The 20,549-nt window shown below is 75.1% G+C and carries 18 protein-coding genes and 1 tRNA gene; 16 read left to right on the top strand and 3 right to left on the bottom strand.

The genetic code is table 11. The features are described 5' to 3' along the window. The first annotated feature begins 113 nt into the window (after positions 1 to 113). Positions 114 to 1,079 (top strand): prephenate dehydratase, encoded by a 966-nt coding sequence (pheA, locus tag GY42_RS11170; RefSeq protein ID WP_046530874.1) that lies wholly within the window; start codon positions 114 to 116, stop codon positions 1,077 to 1,079. 28 nt (positions 1,080 to 1,107) lie between these two features. On the opposite strand, the gene GY42_RS11165 is transcribed toward pheA, so the two are convergent. Continuing rightward, on the bottom strand, positions 1,108 to 2,247 hold the full coding sequence (locus GY42_RS11165; RefSeq protein ID WP_046529377.1) for a diacylglycerol/lipid kinase family protein: 1,140 nt from the start codon (positions 2,245 to 2,247) through the stop codon (positions 1,108 to 1,110). A gap of 141 nt (positions 2,248 to 2,388) precedes the next feature. Here GY42_RS11165 and serS point away from each other — a divergent pair, with 141 nt between their 5' ends. From serS to GY42_RS11135, 6 genes are all read left to right on the top strand, one after another. Continuing rightward, a complete protein-coding gene (serS, locus tag GY42_RS11160) occupies positions 2,389 to 3,669 on the top strand; it encodes a serine--tRNA ligase (RefSeq protein ID WP_046529376.1) in 1,281 nt (426 codons plus the stop codon). Further along, complete coding sequence (locus GY42_RS11155) at positions 3,666 to 4,463, top strand: HAD family hydrolase (protein ID WP_046529375.1); 798 nt, start codon at positions 3,666 to 3,668, stop codon at positions 4,461 to 4,463. The genes serS and GY42_RS11155 overlap by 4 nt, the downstream gene beginning before the upstream one ends. A gap of 228 nt (positions 4,464 to 4,691) precedes the next feature. Beyond that, on the top strand, positions 4,692 to 6,062 hold the full coding sequence (locus GY42_RS11150) for an ABC transporter substrate-binding protein (RefSeq protein ID WP_330217847.1): 1,371 nt from the start codon (positions 4,692 to 4,694) through the stop codon (positions 6,060 to 6,062). A 150-nt stretch (positions 6,063 to 6,212) separates the two neighbouring features. Continuing rightward, a complete protein-coding gene (locus GY42_RS11145) occupies positions 6,213 to 7,190 on the top strand; it encodes a carbohydrate ABC transporter permease (protein ID WP_046529373.1) in 978 nt (325 codons plus the stop codon). After that, positions 7,187 to 8,125, top strand: a complete 939-nt coding sequence (locus tag GY42_RS11140; protein WP_082131488.1) for a carbohydrate ABC transporter permease — start codon at positions 7,187 to 7,189, stop codon at positions 8,123 to 8,125. Before GY42_RS11145 ends, GY42_RS11140 begins: the two co-directional genes overlap by 4 nt. A gap of 44 nt (positions 8,126 to 8,169) precedes the next feature. Then, positions 8,170 to 9,054, top strand: coding sequence for an EamA family transporter (locus tag GY42_RS11135; RefSeq protein ID WP_046529372.1), 885 nt, complete (start codon positions 8,170 to 8,172; stop codon positions 9,052 to 9,054). A gap of 29 nt (positions 9,055 to 9,083) precedes the next feature. Here GY42_RS11135 and GY42_RS11130 read toward each other — a convergent pair whose 3' ends face one another. After that, entirely contained in the window at positions 9,084 to 9,701 is a 618-nt protein-coding gene (locus tag GY42_RS11130; protein ID WP_046529371.1) for a bacterial proteasome activator family protein, read from the bottom strand. Positions 9,702 to 9,764: 63 nt separating this feature from the next. On the opposite strand from GY42_RS11130, the gene GY42_RS11125 reads away from it, so the two are divergent. Continuing rightward, a complete protein-coding gene (locus tag GY42_RS11125; protein ID WP_046529370.1) occupies positions 9,765 to 10,994 on the top strand; it encodes an AGE family epimerase/isomerase in 1,230 nt (409 codons plus the stop codon). Positions 10,995 to 11,015: 21 nt separating this feature from the next. Here the strand turns inward: GY42_RS11125 and GY42_RS11120 are convergent, their stop codons facing one another. Continuing rightward, the gene (locus GY42_RS11120) at positions 11,016 to 12,020 is read right to left on the bottom strand and encodes an NAD(P)H-quinone oxidoreductase (protein WP_046529369.1); all 1,005 of its coding nucleotides are present in this window, start codon (positions 12,018 to 12,020) and stop codon (positions 11,016 to 11,018) included. A gap of 253 nt (positions 12,021 to 12,273) precedes the next feature. Between GY42_RS11120 and GY42_RS11115 the strand changes: the two genes are divergently transcribed. From GY42_RS11115 to GY42_RS11080, 8 genes are all read left to right on the top strand, one after another. Beyond that, positions 12,274 to 16,644 (top strand): sensor histidine kinase, encoded by a 4,371-nt coding sequence (locus tag GY42_RS11115; RefSeq protein WP_046529368.1) that lies wholly within the window; start codon positions 12,274 to 12,276, stop codon positions 16,642 to 16,644. Next, positions 16,596 to 16,865, top strand: a complete 270-nt coding sequence (locus GY42_RS11110) for a hypothetical protein (protein WP_160309411.1) — start codon at positions 16,596 to 16,598, stop codon at positions 16,863 to 16,865. The genes GY42_RS11115 and GY42_RS11110 overlap by 49 nt, the downstream gene beginning before the upstream one ends. 88 nt (positions 16,866 to 16,953) lie before the next feature. After that, a complete protein-coding gene (locus tag GY42_RS11105; RefSeq protein ID WP_046529366.1) occupies positions 16,954 to 17,403 on the top strand; it encodes a roadblock/LC7 domain-containing protein in 450 nt (149 codons plus the stop codon). Between the two features lie 10 nt (positions 17,404 to 17,413). Then, positions 17,414 to 17,791 (top strand): DUF742 domain-containing protein, encoded by a 378-nt coding sequence (locus GY42_RS11100; protein WP_046529365.1) that lies wholly within the window; start codon positions 17,414 to 17,416, stop codon positions 17,789 to 17,791. Beyond that, positions 17,772 to 18,383, top strand: a complete 612-nt coding sequence (locus tag GY42_RS11095) for a GTP-binding protein (RefSeq protein ID WP_046529364.1) — start codon at positions 17,772 to 17,774, stop codon at positions 18,381 to 18,383. The genes GY42_RS11100 and GY42_RS11095 overlap by 20 nt, the downstream gene beginning before the upstream one ends. Before the next feature lie 71 nt (positions 18,384 to 18,454). Beyond that, the gene (locus GY42_RS19040; protein WP_052748339.1) at positions 18,455 to 18,919 is read left to right on the top strand and encodes a hypothetical protein; all 465 of its coding nucleotides are present in this window, start codon (positions 18,455 to 18,457) and stop codon (positions 18,917 to 18,919) included. 77 nt (positions 18,920 to 18,996) lie between these two features. Further along, complete coding sequence (locus GY42_RS11085; RefSeq protein WP_046530871.1) at positions 18,997 to 20,295, top strand: glycoside hydrolase family 32 protein; 1,299 nt, start codon at positions 18,997 to 18,999, stop codon at positions 20,293 to 20,295. 103 nt (positions 20,296 to 20,398) lie between these two features. Next, a tRNA-Ser gene (locus GY42_RS11080) sits at positions 20,399 to 20,491 on the top strand. The last annotated feature ends 58 nt before the right edge of the window (positions 20,492 to 20,549 follow it).

Below are 20,549 nucleotides of genomic sequence, written 5' to 3'. Positions count from 1 at the left end.
TCGGCGGCGCCGCGGGCGCGGCCGCGCACCGAGCGGACGCGAAGCCCTCGCGGCGCGTGCACAGGTCCGCCGCACGCGGGCCTCGACGGCGACGACGTGCGGAGGGAGTGGGCATGACGGTGCTGCGCTACGCGTACCTCGGGCCGGCGGGGACGTTCACGGAGGAGGCGCTGCGGCAGGTCGCGTCGAGCGACGACGCGGTCTACCTGCCGCAGACGGACGTGGGTTCGGCGCTCGCGGCCGTGCGCTCGGGCGACGCCGACCGTGCGGTGGTCGCGATCGAGTCGACCGCGGAGGGCGGCGTGACCGCGACCCTCGACTCCCTGGCGACGGGTGAGCCGCTCGTGCTGCTGCGCGAGGTGCTGGTGCCGGTGCAGTTCACGCTCGTCGCCGCGCCGGGTGCGCGGCTGGCCGACGTGCGGCGCGTGTCGGCGCACCCGCACGCGTGGGTGCAGTGCCGGCGGTGGCTCGCGGCGCACGTGCCGGGTGCGGTGCACGTGCCGGCGACGAGCAACACGGCGCCGGCGGCGCTGCTGTCGGACGCGCTCGCGTCGGGGGACCCGGACGCGGCCCGGGGGCTCGCGTTCGACGCGGCGCTCGTGCCACCCGCGGCCGTCGCGACGTACGGGCTCGTGCCGCTCGCCGAGCGCGTCGCGGACAACCCGTCGGCGCTCACGCGGTTCGTCGTCGTGGGCCCGCCGGGGGAGGTGCCCGCGCCGACGGGGGCCGACAAGACGACGCTCGTGGTGCACCTGCCCGACAACGAGGCGGGTGCGCTGCTCGCGATGCTCGAGCAGTTCGCCGCGCGGGGCGTGAACCTCTCGCGCATCGAGTCGCGTCCGATCGGCGACGCGCTGGGCCGGTACTCGTTCTCGATCGACGCGGAGGGGCACGTGACGGACGAGCGCGTGGGCGAGGCGCTCATGGGGCTGCACCGGCGCTGCCCGTACGTGCGCTTCCTCGGCTCCTACCCGCGCGCGGACGCGGTCGCGCCGCTCGTGCACGTGGGCACGGCGGACGCGGACTTCGTCGAGGCGCGGAGCTGGCTCGCGCGGCTGCGCGCGGGCGACGTGACCTGACGCGTCGGCGCGCGACGTGCCGGACGCGTCAGCGCGCGACGCGCACGACGAGCGCGCCGGGGTCGACGCGCGCCGTGAGCTCGCGCGCGCGGCCCACGATGTCGCCGTCGACCTGCACGTGCTCGCCGCCCGCGACCTCGATGTGCAGCTCGCGCGCGCGGGCGTGGTCGATGCGGCCGATCTTGTTGGGCAGCTCGTTGCGCACGCCGACGCCCTGCAGCACGACCTCGCCGAGCAGCTGAGCCCAGCCGGCGATGCCGCCGCGCGTGTCGATGACGGCGACGTCGAGCACGCCGTCGTCGATCACGGCGTCGGGCAGCAGCGTGATGCCGCCGGGCAGGCGGCCGCAGTTGCCGATGAGCAGGCTGCGCAGCCGGACCTGCTGCGCCGGACGGTCGTCGAGCGTGACGCGCACCCGCAGGCGGCGTCCGTGCAGGTGCTTGACGCCCGCCACGAAGTAGGCGATCCAGCCCATGCGGGCCTTGAGCTGGTCGTCGGCGTCGGCGACCATCGCGGCGTCGAACCCCAGGCCGGCGATGACGAGGAAGATGTGGTCGCGCGGCTCGTCGGTGTCGGCGGGCTCGTCGTCCGCGGCCTCGGCGATGTCGTCGTCCATCTCGGACTCGTGCCGCAGGACGCGCAGCCAGCCGACGTCGATGCGCTTGTCCTGGCCGTCGACCGCGAGCTGCATCGCGCCGATCGGGTCGTTGAGCGGCACGTCGAGGTTGCGGGCCAGGAGGTTGCCGGTGCCCAGCGGCATGAGGCCCATCGGCACGCCGGTGCCCGCGAGCGCCTCGGCGACCGCGCGCACGGTGCCGTCGCCGCCGACCGCGACGACGAGGTCGGCGCCGGCCGCCACGGCCTCGCGCGCCTGCCCGACGCCGGGGTCCTCGACGGTCGTCTCGAACCACAGGGGCTCCGGCAGGTACTGCTCGCTCGCGGCCTTGCGGACGGCCGCGCGCAGCGACGTCACGTCGGGCTTCGAGGGGTTGGCGACGAACGCGACGAGCTGGCCGCGCGGCGCCTGCCCGGCGTCCGTGCCGGCGGGCGCGACGGCCGCCACCTGCGCGCGCAGGCGGCCCTGCTGGCGGTAGACCCACAGCCCCAGCGCGACCGCCACGAGCGCCAGCACACCGGCGGAGACCGCCACCCACCCGACCCACGACATGCCCGGAATCTACGGCCGTGCAGGCCCGGGCGCAGGCCGGGACGCGCCACGGGTGCCCGCGGCGGTGCCCGCGGCGGCGCCAGGCGCGCCGCCGGGGGCGCCCGGGGGCAGTCGCCGGGGCCGGGTCGGTAGGGTCGGGGGGTGATCGATCTGCAGCTCCTGCGCCAGGACCCGGACGTCGTGCGTGCCAGCCAGGTGGCGCGCGGCGAGGACCCGCACCTCGTCGACGAGGTGCTCGACGCGGACGCGCGCCGGCGCTCCGCGCTCACCGAGTTCGAGACGCTGCGGGCCGAGCAGAAGTCCCTCGGCAAGCGGGTCGCGCAGGCGTCGGGCGACGAGAAGCAGGCGCTGCTGGCGCACACCAAGGACCTCGCGGCGCGGGTCAAGGCGCTGCAGGCCGACGCGGCCGCGGCCGAGGAGCGCGCGACCGAGCTCGCGCGCCGCATCGGCAACGTCGTGGAGGAGGGCGTGCCCGCGGGCGGCGAGGACGACTACGTCGTGCTCGAGCAGGTCGGCACGCCGCGCGACCTCGCGGCCGAGTACGGGCCCGACTTCGTCGTGAAGGACCACCTCGACCTCGGGGAGGGGCTGCGCGCGATCGACACCGAGCGCGGTGCGAAGGTCTCCGGGTCGCGGTTCTACTTCCTCACCGGCGTCGGCGCGCGCCTCGAGCTCGCGCTGCTCAACGCGGCCGTGGACCTCGCGACGCGCAACGGCTTCACGCTGACGATCACGCCGACGCTCGTGAAGCCGGAGATCATGGCGGGCACCGGGTTCCTCGGCGCGCACGCCGACGAGATCTACCGCCTCGAGGCCGACGACCTGTACCTGGTCGGCACGAGCGAGGTCGCGCTCGCGGGCTTCCACGCGGGCGAGATCGTCGACCTGTCGGACGGTCCGCTGCGGTACGCCGGGTGGAGCGCGTGCTACCGCCGCGAGGCCGGGTCGTACGGCAAGGACACGCGCGGCATCATCCGCGTGCACCAGTTCCACAAGGTCGAGGCGTTCGTGTGGGCGCGCCCGGAGGACGCGGCGGACGAGCACCGGCGGATCCTCGCGTGGGAGAAGGAGATGCTCGCGCTCGCCGAGCTGCCGTACCGCGTGATCGACACCGCGGCGGGCGACCTGGGCAGCAGCGCGGCGCGCAAGTTCGACTGCGAGGCGTGGCTGCCGAGCCAGCAGCGCTGGCTCGAGCTCACGTCGACGTCGAACTGCACGACGTTCCAGGCCCGCCGCCTGGGGGTGCGCGAGCGCACCGAGGACGGCACGCGCACGGTCGCGACGCTCAACGGCACGCTCGCCACGACGCGCTGGATCGTCGCGCTGCTGGAGAACCACCAGCAGGCCGACGGCTCGGTGCGGGTCCCCGAGGGCCTGCGCCCGTACCTGGGCGGCCTCGAGGTGCTGGAGCCGGTGCGGTGAGCCGCACGCGCCTCGTCGCGCTCGACGTCGACGGGACCCTCATGTCGTACGACGGCGTGATCTCCGCGGAGGTCCGCGCTGGGGTCGCGGCGCTCGTCGAGGCGGGCGTGCACGTGGTCGTCGCGACGGGGCGCGCGGTGCACTCGGCGACGCGCGTGGCGGCCGACCTGGGCCTGACGACGGGTTACGTGGTCGCGTCCAACGGCGCCGTGACGGCGCGGCTCGACCCCGACGAGCCGGGCGGGTACGCGCTCGTGCGCACCGTGACGTTCGACCCCGGACCGGCGCTGCGGACGCTCGCGCTGGAGCTGCCGGACGCGCTCTTCGCGGTCGAGGACCTCGGCGTGGGGTTCCTGGTGTCGCAGCCGTTCCCGCCGAACGAGCTGACGGGCGAGCAGACGGTCGCGACGCTCGACGAGCTCGCGGCGGCACCGGCGACGCGTGTCGTGGTGCGGGCGCCGGACAGCACCCCCGAGGAGTTCCACGCGCTGGTCGAGCGCGTCGGTCTGCGCGAGGTGACGTACGCGGTCGGCTGGTCGGCGTGGCTCGACCTCACGCCGGGCGGCGTGACCAAGGCGAGCGCGCTCGAGGACGTGCGTCGCGAGCTCGGCGTCGAGCCGTACGAGACGCTCGCGCTGGGCGACGGCGAGAACGACGTCGAGATGCTGCGGTGGGCCGCGTGCGGCGTCGCGATGGGCCACGCGAGCGACGTCGTGCGGTCCGCGGCGGACGAGGTGACCGGCACGATCGAGGACGACGGCGCGGTCGAGGTGCTGCGGCGCGTGCTGCGCTGACGCGCCCTGCACGACCCCGCGGCGACGCCGCCGCAGGCCAGCACGCCGCGTGCGTGGGGCCGTGGGCACGAGGTCCCAGGTGAGCGCATTCCGACGTGCCTCAGGGGCGACGTGACCGAATCGTGACCGAATCGAGCGCTGCCCTGCTTGCGACGACGCGCCGGACGGCGTTGTGTCGTTGCGCCGGTTATCGGAGGACAACGACGTTTTGGGGGATCGATGAGGCACATGCACAGGCGTGCCGGCGCACTGGTCGCCGGGACGGTCGCGGCGCTCGCGCTCGCGGCCTGCAGCACGGGTGAGGGCGGGACGCCGGGCGGCACCGGGACGTCCGGCGGCACCGCCGGCGGGTCGGTCGACTGCGCCGACTACGACCAGTACGGCGACCTCAGCGGCAAGACGATCACGGTCTACGCCGGGATCGTCGCGCCCGAGGACACGCCCTACATCACGTCCTTCAAGCCGTTCGAGGAGTGCACGGGCGCGAAGGTCGACTACCAGGCCGACAAGCAGTTCGAGCAGCAGATCCTGGTCCGCGCGCAGGCGGGCAACACGCCCGACATCGCGATCGTCCCGCAGCCCGGCCTGCTGGCCCAGCTGGTCGCGACCGGCACGGTCAAGGCGGCACCGGAGGGCGTCGCCAAGAACGTCGAGGAGTTCTGGGACCCGTCCTGGAAGGAGCTCGGGTCCGTCGACGGCACGTTCTACGCCGCACCGTCGGGCGCGAGCGTGAAGTCGCTCGTCTGGTACTCGCCGAAGCAGTTCAAGGACAACGGCTACGAGGTCCCGCAGACGCTCGACGAGCTCAAGAGCCTCACCGAGAAGATCGTCGCGGACGGCAACAACAAGCCGTGGTGCGCGGGCATCGCGTCCGGCGAGGCCACGGGCTGGCCGCTCACGGACTGGATGGAGGACTTCGTCCTGCGCGTCGGCGGCGGCGACGTGTACGACCAGTGGGTCAAGCACGAGATCGCGTTCAACTCCGAGGTGCCGACCGAGGCCCTCGACATGGTCGGCGAGTACCTCAAGGACCCCGCCAACGTGAACGGCGGCTTCGGCGACGTCTCGACGATCGCCACCACCGCGTTCCAGGACGCGGGCCTGCCGATCCTGCAGGACCAGTGCTCGCTGCACCGCCAGGCGTCGTTCTACGCGGCGAACTTCCCGGAGGGCACGAACATCGCCGAGGACGGCGACGTGTTCGCGTTCTACCTGCCCGCCAAGGACGCCTCGACCAAGCCGGTCCTCGGCGCCGGTGAGTTCGTCACCGCGTTCTCCGACCGCCCCGAGGTGCAGGCTCTCCTCGAGTTCTGGTCCACCGACACGTGGGCCAACCTCAAGGCCAAGGCCTCGTCCGACGAGACCAACGGCGGCTGGATCTCCGCCAACAAGGGTCTCGACACCGCGAACCTCGTGAACCCGATCGACAAGCTCTCGGCCGAGATCCTGCTCGACCCGGCCTCCGAGTTCCGGTTCGACGGCTCCGACCAGATGCCCGCCGCCGTCGGCAACGGCGCGTTCTGGCGCGAGGCGACCGCGTGGATCACGGGGCAGTCCACCCAGGAGACGCTCGACAAGATCGAGGCCGCCTGGCCGTGACGGGTGACGTGACGCGCGGGTCCTGACGGGCCCGCACGTCCGGTCCGCGGCCGGACCGTCCCGCCCCGCGTGGTGGGACGGTCCGGCCGTCATCCCCGGTGCGCGCGTGCGCCCCGCCCCCGTCCACGGTCCCCTGCCCTGGGAGGCTCGATGAACATCGCCGACAAGCTCGTCGCGATGGTGCTGGCGCTCGTGGCGTTCGCCGCGGTGATCGGCCTGGTCCTGCTCGTCGTCTCGTTGCTGGAACGGCGCGGCGCCCGCCGCGTCGCGTGGTTCTTCGTCGGCCCGACCGTGCTGCTGCTGCTCGTCGGGCTCGTGTACCCCGCGGGCCGCACGGTCGTGCGCTCGCTGTACGACGCGGCGGGCTCGTCGTTCGTCGGCCTGAGCAACTACACCGCGGTGTTCAGCTCGCCCGACCAGCTCGTGGTCCTGCGCAACACCGTGCTGTGGGTGCTCGTCACACCCGTCGTCGCGACCGTCGTCGGCCTGCTGTACGCGATCTGGGTCAACGGCGCACGCGGCGAGGCCGCCGCGAAGGCGCTGATCTTCCTGCCGATGGCGATCTCGTTCGTCGGCGCGTCGATCATCTGGAAGTTCGTCTACGAGTACCGGTTCTACGACCCGACCGTCGCCAACAACCCCGACCAGATCGGGCTGCTCAACCAGCTGCTCGTGTGGGTCGGCCTGCCGCCGCAGCAGTTCCTGCTGAACCAGCCGTGGAACAACCTGTTCCTCATCGTCGTGATGATCTGGATCCAGGCGGGCTTCGCGATGACGATCCTGTCGGCCGCGATCAAGGCGATCCCCGCCGAGATCGTCGAGGCCGCGCGCCTCGACGGCGTCACCGCCACGGAGATGTTCCGGTTCGTCACCGTGCCCGCGATCCGCCCGACCCTGGTCGTGGTCCTCACGACCATCGCCATCGGGTGCCTCAAGGTGTTCGACATCGTCCGCACCATGACCGGTGGTCTCTACGGCACCTCGGTCGTCGCGAACGAGTTCTACACGCAGTCCTTCACGGCCGGTAACCAGGGGCTCGGCGCCGCGCTCGCGGTCCTGCTGTTCATCCTGGTGATCCCGATCATCGTCTACAACGTCCGGCAGCTGCGACGAGCGGAGGCACGATGACCACGACCCCGCCCCCGCCGCAGGTCGTCGCACCCGCCGGCAGCGACGCCGGCACCGTGCGCGGCGACGTCGGCGCCACGCTGCGGGCCACGAAGAAGCGCCTGACGTCGCCCTGGGCGACGTTCGCCGCCGTCGTGCTCGCGGTGATCTGGACCATCCCGACGTTCGGGCTGCTCGTCACGTCGTTCCGGCCCGCGGCCGACATCAACGCGACCGGCTGGTGGACCGTCCTGACGAACCCGAACTTCACGCTCGAGAACTACCAGACGGTCATGGCGGTCGACTCGTCGCAGTCGCTGCTGCCGTTCATCATCAACTCGGTCGTCATCACGATCCCGTCGGTCGTGCTGCCGATCTTCCTCGCGACGCTCGCGGCGTACTCGTTCGCGTGGATGCGGTTCCCGGGCCGGGACGCCCTGTTCGTCGCCGTGTTCGCGCTGCAGGTCGTCCCGATCCAGGTCACGCTCATCCCGCTGCTGACGCTGTACGCCGACATCGGCGTGGCGGGCACGTTCTGGGCCGTGTGGATCTCGCACACGATGTTCGGCCTGCCGCTCGCGGTCTTCCTGCTGCACAACTTCATGCGGGAGATCCCGGGCGAGCTGATCGAGGCCGCGCGCGTCGACGGCGCCGCGCACGTCACGGTGTTCTTCCGGCTCATGCTGCCGCTGCTCAAGCCCGCGCTCGCGGCGTTCGGCATCTACCAGTTCCTGTGGGTGTGGAACGACCTGCTCGTGGCGCTGACGTTCGCCGGGTCGTCCAACACGGTCGCGCCCATGACCGTCGCGCTGTTCAACCTCACGGGGACCCGCGGGTCGCAGTGGTTCCTGCTGTCGGCGGGTGCGTTCGTCTCGATCATCGTGCCGGCGCTCGTGTTCCTGTCGCTCCAGCGGTACTTCGTCCGCGGCCTGCTCGCGGGGTCCGTCAAGGGGTGAGCCGCACGCCCGGGGGCGGGCACGGCGCCGCGTAGCCTGGCGCCGTGCCCGCCCCCGCGCTGTTCGTCGTCTCCGGGCTGACGCAGTACCTCGGCGCGGCGGTCGCGGTCGGGCTGTTCGCGGTGCTCCCCGCGGGCACGGTCGCGTGGCTGCGCGTCGCCGTCGCGGGCGTGCTGCTGCTCGCGTGGCGCCGCCCGTGGCGCGTGCGCGCGCTGTGGGAGCCGCGGAGACTGGCGGTCACGGTCCTGTTCGGCGTGGTCCTGGCGACCATGAACGTCGCGTTCTACGTCGCGATCGAGCACCTGCCGCTCGGCACGGCCGTCGCGCTCGAGTTCCTCGGCCCGGTGGCCGTCGCCGCCGTCACGGGCTCGGGCTGGCGCGAGCGCGCCGCGATCGGCGTGGCCGCCGTCGGGGTCGTGCTGCTCGCGGGCGTCAGCCTCGACACCGGCCCGGGCGCCGTCGCGGGGCTCGTCGCGATCGGCGTGGCCGCGGCGTGCTGGGCCGGCTACATCGTGCTCGGGCGGCGCGTGGCCCGCGCCGGCACGCCCGGCGCGAGCGGCCTCGCGGTCGCGATGGCCGCGGGCGGGCTCGTGCTCGCGCCGTTCCTCGCGGGCGGCGCCGGGCCCGTGCTGCACGACGCCCGGCTCGCGCTGCTCGTCGTCGTCATCGCGGTGTGCTCGTCGGTCGTGCCGTACGCGCTCGAGCAGGTCGTGCTGCGACGCGTGAGCGCCGCGACGTTCGCGGTGCTGCTCGCGCTGCTGCCCGCGACCGCCGCGGTCGTCGGCGCGGTCGTGCTGCGGCAGCTGCCGCACGGCCTCGAGCTCGTGGGCCTCGTGCTCGTGTCCGGCGCGATCGCCCTGACCGCGCGCGGCGGGAGCGACCCGTCGGGCCCGGGCCCGGGCGACGGGCAGCCGCCCGCGCCGGGCTGACGGGCACCCGGCGTCGCAGGTCGTCGGGGCTAGAGGTACTGCCCGGTCGACGGGCGCATGTCGTCGGGCCCGTCCTGGCGCCCGGTCGGCACGCCGAACCCGCCGCCGGGCACCGACGGGTGGCCCGGCGGGAGCGCGCGTCGCATCTGCGTGAGCTGCGCCTGCGCGGCCATCTGCTGCGCCACGAGCGCGGTCTGGATGCCGTGGAACAGCCCCTCGAGCCACCCCACCAGCTGCGCCTGCGCGATCCGCAGCTCGGCGTCGGACGGCGCCGCGTCCTCCGCCAGCGGGAGCGTGATGCGGTGCAGCTCGGCGACGAGCTCGGGGGACAGCCCCTCCTCGAGCTCGTGCAGCGACCGCTCGTGGATCTCGGCGAGCCGCGCGCGGGCCGCGTCGTCGAGCGGCGCCGAGCGCACCTCGTCGAGCAGCTGCTTGATCATCGTGCCGATGCGCATGACCTTCGCGGGCTGCTCGACCATGCCCGTGACGTCCTCGTCGCGCGTCTCGTCGGGCTGCGCGCCCCGGCCGTTGTCGCCCCCGCCGGCCGCGGGCACGACCACGAGCCGCGGCCCGTCGGGCGCGTGCTCCGCGCGTGCGGGGTCGGGGGAGGTGCCGTCGTGCCGCTCGCCGTCGCTCACCCCGCCCATCATGGTCGAGCGGGCCGCGCGGCGCAGCCCCGCGCGGCGAGCCCCGCAACTACGCTGGCGGCCATGGCGTGGCTCAGCACACCGGCGCACGCGCGCTGGCTCGAGGGCGAGACCGACCGGCTGTGGGACTTCGGGCGCGCCGCGCGCGCCCGCACGGGGTTCGCGCGGCTCGACGACGTCGGGCGGCCGCTGCCCGGCCCCGCCGAGCTGTGGATCGCGTGCCGCATGACGCACGTCTACGCGCTCGCGCACCTCGCGGGCCGGCCCGGGTCGGCCGCGCTCGTCGACCACGGGGTCGCCGCGATCTCGGGCCCGTTCCACGACGACGAGCACGGCGGCTGGTTCGCCGAGGTCGACGCCGACGGCACGCCCCGCGACACGACCAAGGCCGCGTACCCGCACGCGTTCGTCGTGCTCGCCGCCGCGAGCGCGACCGTCGCCGGCCGCCCCGGCGCGCGCGCCCTGCTCGACGCCGCGCTCGCGGTGCAGGAGCAGCGGTTCTGGGACGACGCCGCGGGCATGGTCGTCGAGGAGTGGGACCGCACGTTCACCGAGCTCGACGCGTACCGGGGCGTCAACGCCAACATGCACACGGTCGAGGCGTACCTCGCGGCCGCCGACGTCACGGGCGACCGCGTCTGGCTCGACCGGGCCGCGCGGATCGTCGAGCGGGTCGTGCACGGCTTCGCGCGCGAGAACGCGTGGCGCATCCCCGAGCACTTCGACGCCACCTGGGCGCCCGACCTCGAGTACAACGCCGACACCCCGGCCCACCCGTTCCGCCCGTACGGCGCGACCGTCGGGCACTGGTTCGAGTGGGCGCGGCTCGCGCTGCACACGCGCGCGGCGCTGACGGCCCGCGGGGACGTCGCCCCCGCCTGGATGCTGGACGACGCGGTCGCGCTGGCCGACGCGGGCGTGCGCGAGGGCTGGCACGTCGACGGCGCACCGGGATTCGTCTACACGGTCGACTGGCAGGGGCGACCCGTGGTGCGCGAGCGCATGCACTGGGTCGTGGCCGAGGCGGTCGCGGCGGCCGCGGCGCTGCACGCCGCGACCGGCGACCCGCGCTGGGACGACCTCTACACGCAGTGGTGGGAGTACGTCGGCGAGCACGTGATCGACCGCGACGGCGGGTCGTGGTGGCACGAGCTCGGCACCGACAACCGCGTGACGCGCACGGTGTGGGCCGGCAAGGCCGACCTCTACCACGCGGTGCAGGCGACGCTGGTCCCGCGGCTTCCGCTGACGCCCGTGCTCGCACCCGCGCTCGCGGCCGGCCTGCTGGACTGAGCGGACCGCGGCGGCGGGCCGTCAGGGCAGCAGCAGGAGCTTGCCGAACACGTCCCCCCGCTCGAGCAGCTCGTGCGCGCGGGCCGCGTCGGCCAGCGGCAGGCGCTCCTGGACCACCGGCCGCACCCGGCCGTCGAGCACGAGCGGCCACACGTGCTCGCGCACGTCCTGCACGATCCGCGTCTTCTGCGCGGCCGGGCGGTCCCGCAGCGTCGTCGCGATCACCGACCCGCGCCGTGCCATGAGCGCCGGCAGGTCGAGCTCGCCGCGCGCCCCCTGCTGCAGCCCGATGACGACGAGGCGCCCGCCCTCGGCGAGCAGCCGGACGTTGTCGCCGAGCGCGCGACCGCCCAGCACGTCGAGCACGACGTCCACGCCCCGCCCTTCCGTCGCGCCCTGCACCACCTCACGCACGTCCTGCGCGCGGTGGTCCACCACGACGTCCGCCCCCAGCGCGGCCACGCGTGCGCACCGCTCGGCGCCGCCCGCGGTCGCGACCACCCGGTGCCCGAGCGCGTGCAGCACCTGCACCGCGACCGAGCCCACGCCCCCCGACCCGCCGTGCACGAGCACCGTCTCGCCCGGCGCGAGGTGCGCGGCCCGCATGTTCGACCACAGCGTCGCGACGGCCTCGGGCAGCCCGGCCGCGTCGACGAGGGACACGTGCGCCGGCACGGGCAGCACGTGCGTCGCGTCCACGACCACCCGGTCGGCGTAGCCGCCGCCCGCGAGCAGCGCCGCGACCCGGTCCCCGACCTGCGGGGAGGCGCCGGCGAGCGGTGCGCCGTCGTGCGTCGTCGCGGGCGGTCCCACCGCGGCGACCGTGCCCGCGACCTCGAGGCCCGGCCACGGCGGGGCGCCGGGCGGCGACGGGTAGTGCCCCGCCCGCTGCAGCAGGTCAGCACGGTTCACGCCCGCGGCGGCCACGTCGAGCAGGAGCTGACCCGGGCCCGGCTCGGGCTCCGGCACCTGCGCGACGCGCAACGCCTGCGGGCCCCCGGGGGAGTCGACCACGACGGCACGCACCGCGGCACGGTAGGCCGACCGGGTGGGTGGGTGCCCGGAGGCGCGCCGGGCGCGCAGCCCGGGGGTGCCCGATTCGCGACGAACGTGGCGTATCGGTACGGGTGACGTCCGTGGCAAACTCTGGCGGCGGGCTAATGGTCCGGTGTTCAGGTACCGATGAAGCGCAGACGGCAGTCACCTGCGGTGACCGCGTTGCGGGCGCGAGCGGTATCCCGCGTGAGCGTCCGACGTCGGGCGAAAGGGAAGGATCGACATGCTGCGACGGCTCGGAATCCGTGCCAAGGTCCTGGCGGTCCTCGCCGTGCCCATGATCGTCCTGCTCCTCGCAGGCACCTACATCTCCCTCGGCGCGATCCAGGACCTGCGCTACGCCCAGGCCACGCAGAACGTCGTCCGCACGCTCGACGTCATGTCCCCGGTGTCGGCCGCGCTCCAGCAGGAGCGGATCCTCTCGCTCACGGGCGCCTCGGCGGAGCAGATCGCCGCCGCCCGCCAGGCCACCGACCAGGCGCTGTCCGCGGCCCGCGAGGTCACGCAGGACATCGACCTGTCGCAGTTCCCGGCGTCGGTGGTGCGCGACTTCCAGGACCAGCAGAAGACGTACTCGAGCGGTCTGCAGCAGGTCCGCGACCGCGTCGACAACCAGACGCAGCGCGCGATCCTCCGCAACGGCTTCCAGGACATCGTCGACGGTCAGGACCACGTCGTCGAGGGCGTCGCGAACTCGCTGCGCGACCGCGACCTCGCGACCTACATCCGCGCCAACCGCGAGGTCGCCCTCCTCGTCGACGCGCTGGTCAACGAGTACATCACCGGTGTCGAGCTCAAGACCGCCCCGATCGACAGCCCCGTCGCGGCGCGGACGTTCGCCGACCAGGTGACCGCCACCGAGCTCGCCCGCGAGCGCGCCCGCACCGCGGTCGGCGACCTGCGCCTCGACGGCGTCGCGATCAGCACCGGTGACCCGAACGCGGCCGTCCGCTCGATGCGTGCGCTCCTCACGCAGGGCACGCTCGCCGCGTTCGGCTCGGTCGACCTCGAGCAGTGGTCGCAGGAGACCACGACCCAGTTCACCGCTCTCGCGTCGATCAACCAGTCGATCATCGAGAAGGCGACCGACACCGCCGCGGCCGCCGCGTCGTCCGCGCGTGACACCGCCGTCGTGACCGTCGGCATCGCGATCGCGGCCCTCGCCGCGTCCTTCCTCCTCGCGATCACCGTCGCCCGGTCGATCGTCGTCCCGCTGCGGCGCCTCACCGGCGCCGCCGCGGACGTCCGCGAGCAGCTGCCCCGCCTCGTCGAGCAGGTCTCGACGCCCGGTGAGGGCCCCGAGATCACGCTCGCCCCCATCCCGGTCCGCTCCAACGACGAGGTCGGCCGCCTCGCGCAGGCGTTCAACGCCGTGAACGCCACGACCGTGCAGGTCGCGCAGGAGCAGGCCGCGCTGCGCGGCTCGATCGCCGAGATGTTCGTCAACGTCGCGCGTCGCGACCAGGTGCTCCTCAACCGTCAGCTGTCGTTCATCGACTCGCTCGAGCGCGCCGAGGAGGACCCGGGCACGCTGGCGAACCTCTTCCGCCTGGACCACCTCGCGACCCGGATGCGCCGCAACGCCGAGTCCCTGCTGGTGCTCGCCGGCATCGACTCGGGCCGTCGCCTGCGCGACGCCATGCCGCTGTCCGACGTCATCCGGACCGCCTCCTCCGAGATCGAGCAGTACGACCGCGTCGAGCTCGACCTGCAGGTCGACCCGCACATGCTCGGGTTCAACGCCCTCTCGGCCGCCCACCTCATCGCCGAGCTCCTCGAGAACGCCACCGTGTTCTCGGAGCCCGAGACGCCCGTCGTCGTCACCACCGGCATCACCGGCGGTTCGGTGATCGTCCGGATCACCGACCAGGGCCTGGGCATGACGGACGCCGAGATCGAGGCCGCCAACACCAAGATCGTGTCCGTCTCCGCCGGTGACGCGCTCGGCGCGCAGCGCCTGGGCCTGTTCGTCGTCGGCCGCCTCGCGCAGCGCCTGGGCGCCGAGGTCACGCTGCGCAAGCGGGTCGGGGGCACCGGTACCGAGGCGTTCGTCCGGTTCCCGAACACGCTGTTCTCCGCCAACGAGGTCAACGCCTACGGCGCGCCGCCCGCGGCGCAGGTCCCGGCCCCGGCGGCGCAGCAGATCGAGGCGCCCGCGGTCCGCGAGGTGGACCTCGCGCAGCTCACCGACGGCCAGACCGACCTGGGCCTGCCGCGGCGGCGCCGGGGCGACGAGACGGGTGCCGCGCCGCTGCCGACCGCGCCCGCCGCGGCGCGTGCGCCCATCACGGAGGCCGGGGCTCCCGCCGGCCTGGTCGGGACGCCCGGCGAGCTGCCGACGCGCTCGCGCAAGACGTTCGACGAGGACAACATCGTCCTGCCCGTCGCGCCCGAGACGACGCTGTCGCCCGAGCTCTCGGTCGACACGGGCGAGTGGTCGCCGGCCGTCCTGGCTGCGCCGCGCGCCACCGGGCTGCCCACGCGGTCGCGCTCCGCCGCGCCCGCTCCCGTCGCCGAGCCCGAGCCCGACGCCGGGCGGCAGGCGGCCCTCGCCGACCCCGCCGCGCGTGCGGGCCTGTTCTCCGGGTTCCGCGGACGCGAGGCGGCCGTGCCCGCGCCGGACCCCGCTCCCGCGCCCGAGGCGCCGACGTCCGAGGCCGCCCCCGCGGTCGAGGTGCCGGCGCTCGAGCCCGACCCCGCTCCCGCGCCGCAGGCCGACGCCTGGTCCGCCCCGACCTGGCAGGGCGAGGCCTCCTCGCTGCCGTCGCGCGGCGGTGCGTCCGACCTCGCGCAGCGCCAGCCGCAGGACGACACGACCCCTGCCTGGCAGGCGCCGCAGGACGAGCAGCCGTGGGCGCCCGTGCAGGCCGAGTCGCAGCCGCTGGAGGCGTCGCGCGCGGACGAGCAGGCGTGGTCCTCCCCGGCGGCACCTTCCTGGGAGGCGCCGCAGGACGAGCAGCCGTGGGCGCCGGTGCAGGCCGAGTCGCAGCCGCTGGAGGCGTCGCGCGCGGACGAGCAGGCGTGGTCCATGGCGGACGCGCCCTCCTGGGACGCGCCGCAGGACGAGCAGACGGCCCACGACGCGCCGTCGACGCAGCAGGAGCAGCCCGCGTGGGCACCCTCCTGGGACGCCGGTGCGACCGAGCGGCACCCGGAGGCGGAGCCCGACCGGGCGACGCCGGACGCCGCTGCGGTCGAGGCGCAGCCCGAGACCGAGACCGAGACCGAGGCTGAGCCGGCCTTCACGGCCTACAGCGGCTACTCGGGATGGGCGGGCGGCGGCGCCGAGCGCCCCGCCCTGGAGTACACCGAGCCCTACGCGCCGTTCGGGCGTTCGCTCGACGAGGCGCGCGCGTGGCACACGGGTGCGATCCCGGTCGTGCCCGAGGCCTCCGCCGAGGAGGCTCCCGGCTGGTCGGCGCCCGCCGCCGAGCAGCAGCCCGCGTGGGCGTCCGCCGAGGACGCGCACCCCGACTGGGGCCTGCCCAGCACGCAGGCGTCCGACCGGGCCGCTGGCGAGCAGCAGCCGGACTGGGCCGCTGCCGAGCAGCAGCAGCCCGACTGGGCCGCTGCCGAGCAGCAGCAGCCGGTGTGGCCCGTCGCCGAGCCGGCGGCGGAGCAGCAGCCCGTCTGGGCGGCCGCCGAGCCGCAGCCCGCGTGGTCCGCCGAGCCGCAGCCGGCCGTCCCGACGTTCGAGCTCGAACCCGACGTCGAGGAGGAGGTCGCCGCACCCTGGGCGCCCGTGGCCGCGACGCCGCCGACGACCGCCGCCCCCGTCCCGGCGCCGCCGGTCGGCCCCGAGCCCGCCCCGCAGCCGGTCACCGAGGCCTGGCGCACGCCGTCGTGGCAGCAGGCGTCGCCCGCGGCGGACGCCGCGCCGGCGGCACCGCCCGCGGTCGACCCGGCACGTCCGGCCGCGCCCCTGTGGGCCCGGCCGGTCGCCGCCGAGCAGCCCACGCAGATGTTCTCGCCCGTCGAGTCGGCGGACGCCGTCGCGCCCTTCGACCCGCCGGCCGCACCCGCGCCCCAGGCTCCCGTCGCCGCCGCACCGGCGTCGGCACCGGCCTGGCCGGCCGCCCCCGCGGCCCCCGCGTCGCCGGCTGCGCAGCCCGCGTTCAGCGACCTCGTCGCGCCCGAGGAGGACAAGCCTCGACGCCGGTGGGGGAACTTCTTCAGCCGCAAGCGTGACGAGCCCGCGCCCGCGCCGCAGCAGCCGGCCGCGCCGACCCCCGAGGTCACGCGCACGCCCGTCCGCTCGTCGGCCTGGGGCCCGGACTCGGCGCCGGCTGCGCCCGCGCAGCCCGCGCCCGAGGCCACCGGCTGGCAGGCCCCGTCGTGGTCGGCTCCCGCCGTGCCCCCGCAGCCGGCCCCGCGCCGGCCCCGGCGGCGGCCGCGGCCCCGCCGGAGGCGCGCCCCGCGCCGTCCTGGTCGCCCCCGGAGTGGGCCGCGCGCCAGCCGGCCGCTCCCACGGCGACCGTCCCCCACCCGTCCGTCCCGCCGTCGACCGCGCCCCGCGTGGGCACGCTCGACGACGAGGTCGCGGCGATGCTCGCCCTGCGCTCGGACATCCAGGAGCAGGCTCTCTCGGAGCTGAGCCAGCTGTCCGCGTACCGGCCCAGCGCGGTCGGTGCAGGCGGTTCGGAGCGTCTCACCAAGCGTGTGCCGAGCGCGGTCCCCGCCGCGCCCGCACCGATGGAGGAGCGCCCCGTCCAGCGCGACGCCGACCAGCTGCGGTCCCGGCTGTCGAGCTTCCAGTCGGGCACGTCGCGCGGACGGCGTGCCTCCACCGGACCAGAGAACGGTGACCACCAGTGATCCGACAGCCCCAGATCTCCGGTGACCTGCGTGTCACCGGCGACACCCCGCCCGCAGTCGGCCCAGACTGCACCATGAAGGAGGAAGTGTGACCGCGCTCAGCACCGAGGCAGCCAACTTCGGCTGGCTCCTGGACAACTTCGTCCGGACCGTGCCCGGCACTCGCCACACGCTCGTGGTGTCGGCCGACGGTCTGCTCATGGCGATGTCCGAGCAGCTCGACCGCACCAGCGGCGACCAGCTCGCGGCGATCGTCTCGGGCATGTCGAGCCTGACCCGTGGCGCGTCGCGCCAGCTCCGTGCGGGGGAGGTGCGGCAGGCCATCATCGAGATGGACCACCTGTTCCTCTTCCTCATGAGCGTGTCGAACGGCTCGGTCCTCGCCGTCGTCGCCGAGTCGACGTGCGACGTCGGCCTCATCGGCTACGAGATGGCGATGCTCGTCTCCCGCACCGAGGCGACGCTGACCCCGCAGCTCATCTCCGAGATGCGCGGCCAGCTGCCCGTCGACGGCGCGACCCGGGCCCCGGTGGCCTGAGGGCACGCGGATGAGCGAACACGTCGAGTACGAGGCCAGAACGGTCCGGCCCTACGCCGTGACCGGCGGTCGCGTGCGCTCGGCCCGCTCCGACCTGCCTCTCGAGGCTCTGGTCGAGGTCATGCCGGGCGCCGTGGCGAGCACGGGCCTGACCCCCGAGAAGCGCGCGATCATCCAGCACGCGTCGGCCGGGTACATCTCGGTCGCCGAGCTGTCGGCGCTCCTCCACCTCCCGCTCGGTGTCGTCCGGATCATCGTGTCCGACCTCGCCGATGCCAACTACGTGCGCGTGCACACCTCTCAGCCGGTCGAGGTCAACACCGGTGAGTCCCCCGCCCTGTCCCTGAGCGTGCTGGAGAGTGTTCTCAATGGCATTTCCGCCCTCTGACGCCGCTGTCGCCGCTCCGGCCGGGGCTGCGGGCGCCGTCGCCCCCACCGTCGTCAAGATCGTCGTCGCGGGCGGCTTCGCCGTCGGCAAGACGACGTTCATCGGCTCGATCTCCGACATCGAGCCGCTCAACACCGAGGCCGCGATGACCGAGCACTCCGTGGGCGTCGACGACGCCGGCGGCGTGACCGACCGCAAGACGACCACGACGGTCGCGATGGACTTCGGTCGCATCGCGCTGCCGGGCTCGCTGTGGCTCTACCTGTTCGGCACCCCGGGCCAGGACCGCTTCCTCTTCATGTGGGACGACCTGGTGCGCGGTGCGATCGGTGCGGTCGTCCTGGTCGACACCGACCGGCTCGACCAGTGCTTCCCGGCCGTCGACTACTTCGAGTCGCGCGGCATCCCGTTCGTCGTGGGCGTCAACTGCTTCGACGGGATCGCCAAGCACCAGCTCGACGACGTCCGCGAGGCGCTCGCCATCCCGGCGCACGTCCCGGTCCTGTACACGGACGCGCGGTCGCGCGCCGCGACCAAGCAGGCCCTCATCGCGCTGGTGCAGCTCGCCATGGAGCGCCTGCGTCAGCGGTGAGCACGTCACCCACGGACGGCCGGACCCCCACGGGGGCCGGCCGTCCGCGCGTCCGGGGCCAGGATGGGGGCGTGCCCGCGCCCCGTCCCGTCCCGGCCGCGGAGGTGCTGCGCCCGCGTGACCCGGCGGCCGAGGTGTACGTCGACGGATCGGCGCTGAGCCGTTACGTGCCGCAGGCGCCCGAGTCGTCCGCGTGGTCCGCGTGGGCCGCGGAGCACGAGGCCACCGCGGTCGTGTCGTCGGTGTCGGTGCTGGAGGCACGCGTCGTGGCGGGTCTCGTGGGCGTCGACGCGGCGCTGGCCGTGCTGGACGCGCTCGTGCGGCTGCCGCGGCTGCGGCTCTCGGACCAGGCGCTGCGGCGCGCCGTGCTGCTGCCGGCGGGGCTGGGCCCGTTCGTGGCGCTCCACGTGGGCGCGGCGCAGGCGCACCTCGACGTGCGCGCGGTCGCGACGTACGACGCGCCGACGGCGCGCGCAGCCGACGCGGTCGGGCTCGCGGTGGTGACGCCGGGCCGGCCGACCGGGTGGTGGCGCTGAGCATCGGTCGTCGGCGTGCCGCGGCCCGGGACCGCGTGCCGTCGTCGGGCCCCGCGACGGCGGGTGAGGATGGTGCCGTGACCGCCGACCTCGACCGCCACGCCCCGCGCTGGCACGTGCGCGCGCCGCACGGCTGGCTCAACGACCCCAACGGCGTCGGCCGGTGGGGCGGCCGCTGGCACGTGATGTACCAGTGGAACCCGCACGCGCCGGTGTGGGGGGACATCCACTGGGGGCACGCGAGCTCGCCGGACCTGCTGCGCTGGGACCACGAGCCGACCGCGCTGGCGCCGCGCCCCGGCACGATCGACGCGGGCGGGGCGTGGAGCGGCGTCGCGGTGCACGACGACGGCGACGTCGCGCTGCTGTACAGCGCGGTGCGCGACCGTGAGCCGAGCGCGGGCGTCGCGGTGGCGCGGCGTGGGCCCGACGGCACGTGGGTGCAGCCGGACCGGCTCGCGGCGCCGCACCCGGACGCGCCGGGCGTGGTGGACGTGCGGGACCCGTTCGTCCTGACGGTCGACGGGCGGCGGCTGGGCGTGCAGGGCGCCGGGGTCGACGGACGGGGTGCGGTGCTCGTGTACGACGTCGAGGACCTCGACGACTGGCGGCCGCTCGGCACGCTGCTCACGGCCGACGAGGCGGGGGACCGGGCGGGCGGGGAGCAGCCCGGCGAGGTGTGGGAGTGCCCGCAGCTCGTGCGCGTCGGCGACGCGTGGGTGCTGCTGGTCTCGTGGTTCGAGCGCGCGCACGGCCCCGAGCGGTTCGGGGTCACGGCGTTCACGGGTCTGCTCGACGTGTCGGGGGAGGCGCCGCGGTTCGTCGTCGAGCGCGCGGCTCCCCTGGACGCGGGGCCGGACCTGTACGCGCCGCAGGCGTACGTGGCCGACGACGGGCGCGTGCTGGTGTGGGGCTGGTCGTGGGAGGGGCGTGGCGCCGCGCACGCCGAGCGGCCCGCGCACGAGGTCGCGGCCGCGGGCTGGGCGGGTGTGCTGACGTGCCCGCGCGAGCTGGTGCTGACGCCGGACGGGACGGCCGTGACGCGACCCGTGGCCGAGCTCGCCGGGCTGCGGGGCGCGCCGCTGCCGCTCGTCGACGGCAGGCTCGGCACCGACGAGCCGGCGTTCCGGGTCGCGGCGTCCGGGCCGGTCGTCGTGTCGCTGGTCGACGGCGCGGACGAGGTGCGGGTCTGGGCGTCGGACGGGCCCGCCGAGGTGCTGGTCGACGGCTCGCTGGTCGAGGCGTTCGAGCCCGCGCGCAGCACCACGCTGCGCGTCTACCCGCGCGGTGCGCAGCGGTGGCGCGTGCGGGCGTCGGGCGACGCCGAGGCGCACGTGCTGCGGGTGCCGGGGGAGGACGCGTCCGCCGTCGACTGACCCGCGCGGTCGCGCACGGTGCGGCTGGTTCACCGACACCCGCCTCGGGCGCGGCTCGGTGTGGGAAGATCGTCGCCGCCGTCGGCTCGTCCGCACGGCACCGGGAGGGCTGGCTGAGCGGCCGAAAGCGACGGTCTTGAAAACCGTTGGTGCGGTGACCCCGTGCTCAAGGGTTCGAATCCCTTGCCCTCCGCCACTCCGACGCCCGGCGCCGCCCGCACACCGCGGCGCGGGTGGCCGGTGTGGTCCCAGGG

Source organism: Cellulomonas sp. FA1, assembly GCF_000986825.1.
Taxonomy (GTDB): Bacteria; Actinomycetota; Actinomycetes; order Actinomycetales; family Cellulomonadaceae; genus Cellulomonas; species Cellulomonas iranensis.
This window is presented reverse-complemented; position numbering and strand designations above follow the sequence as displayed.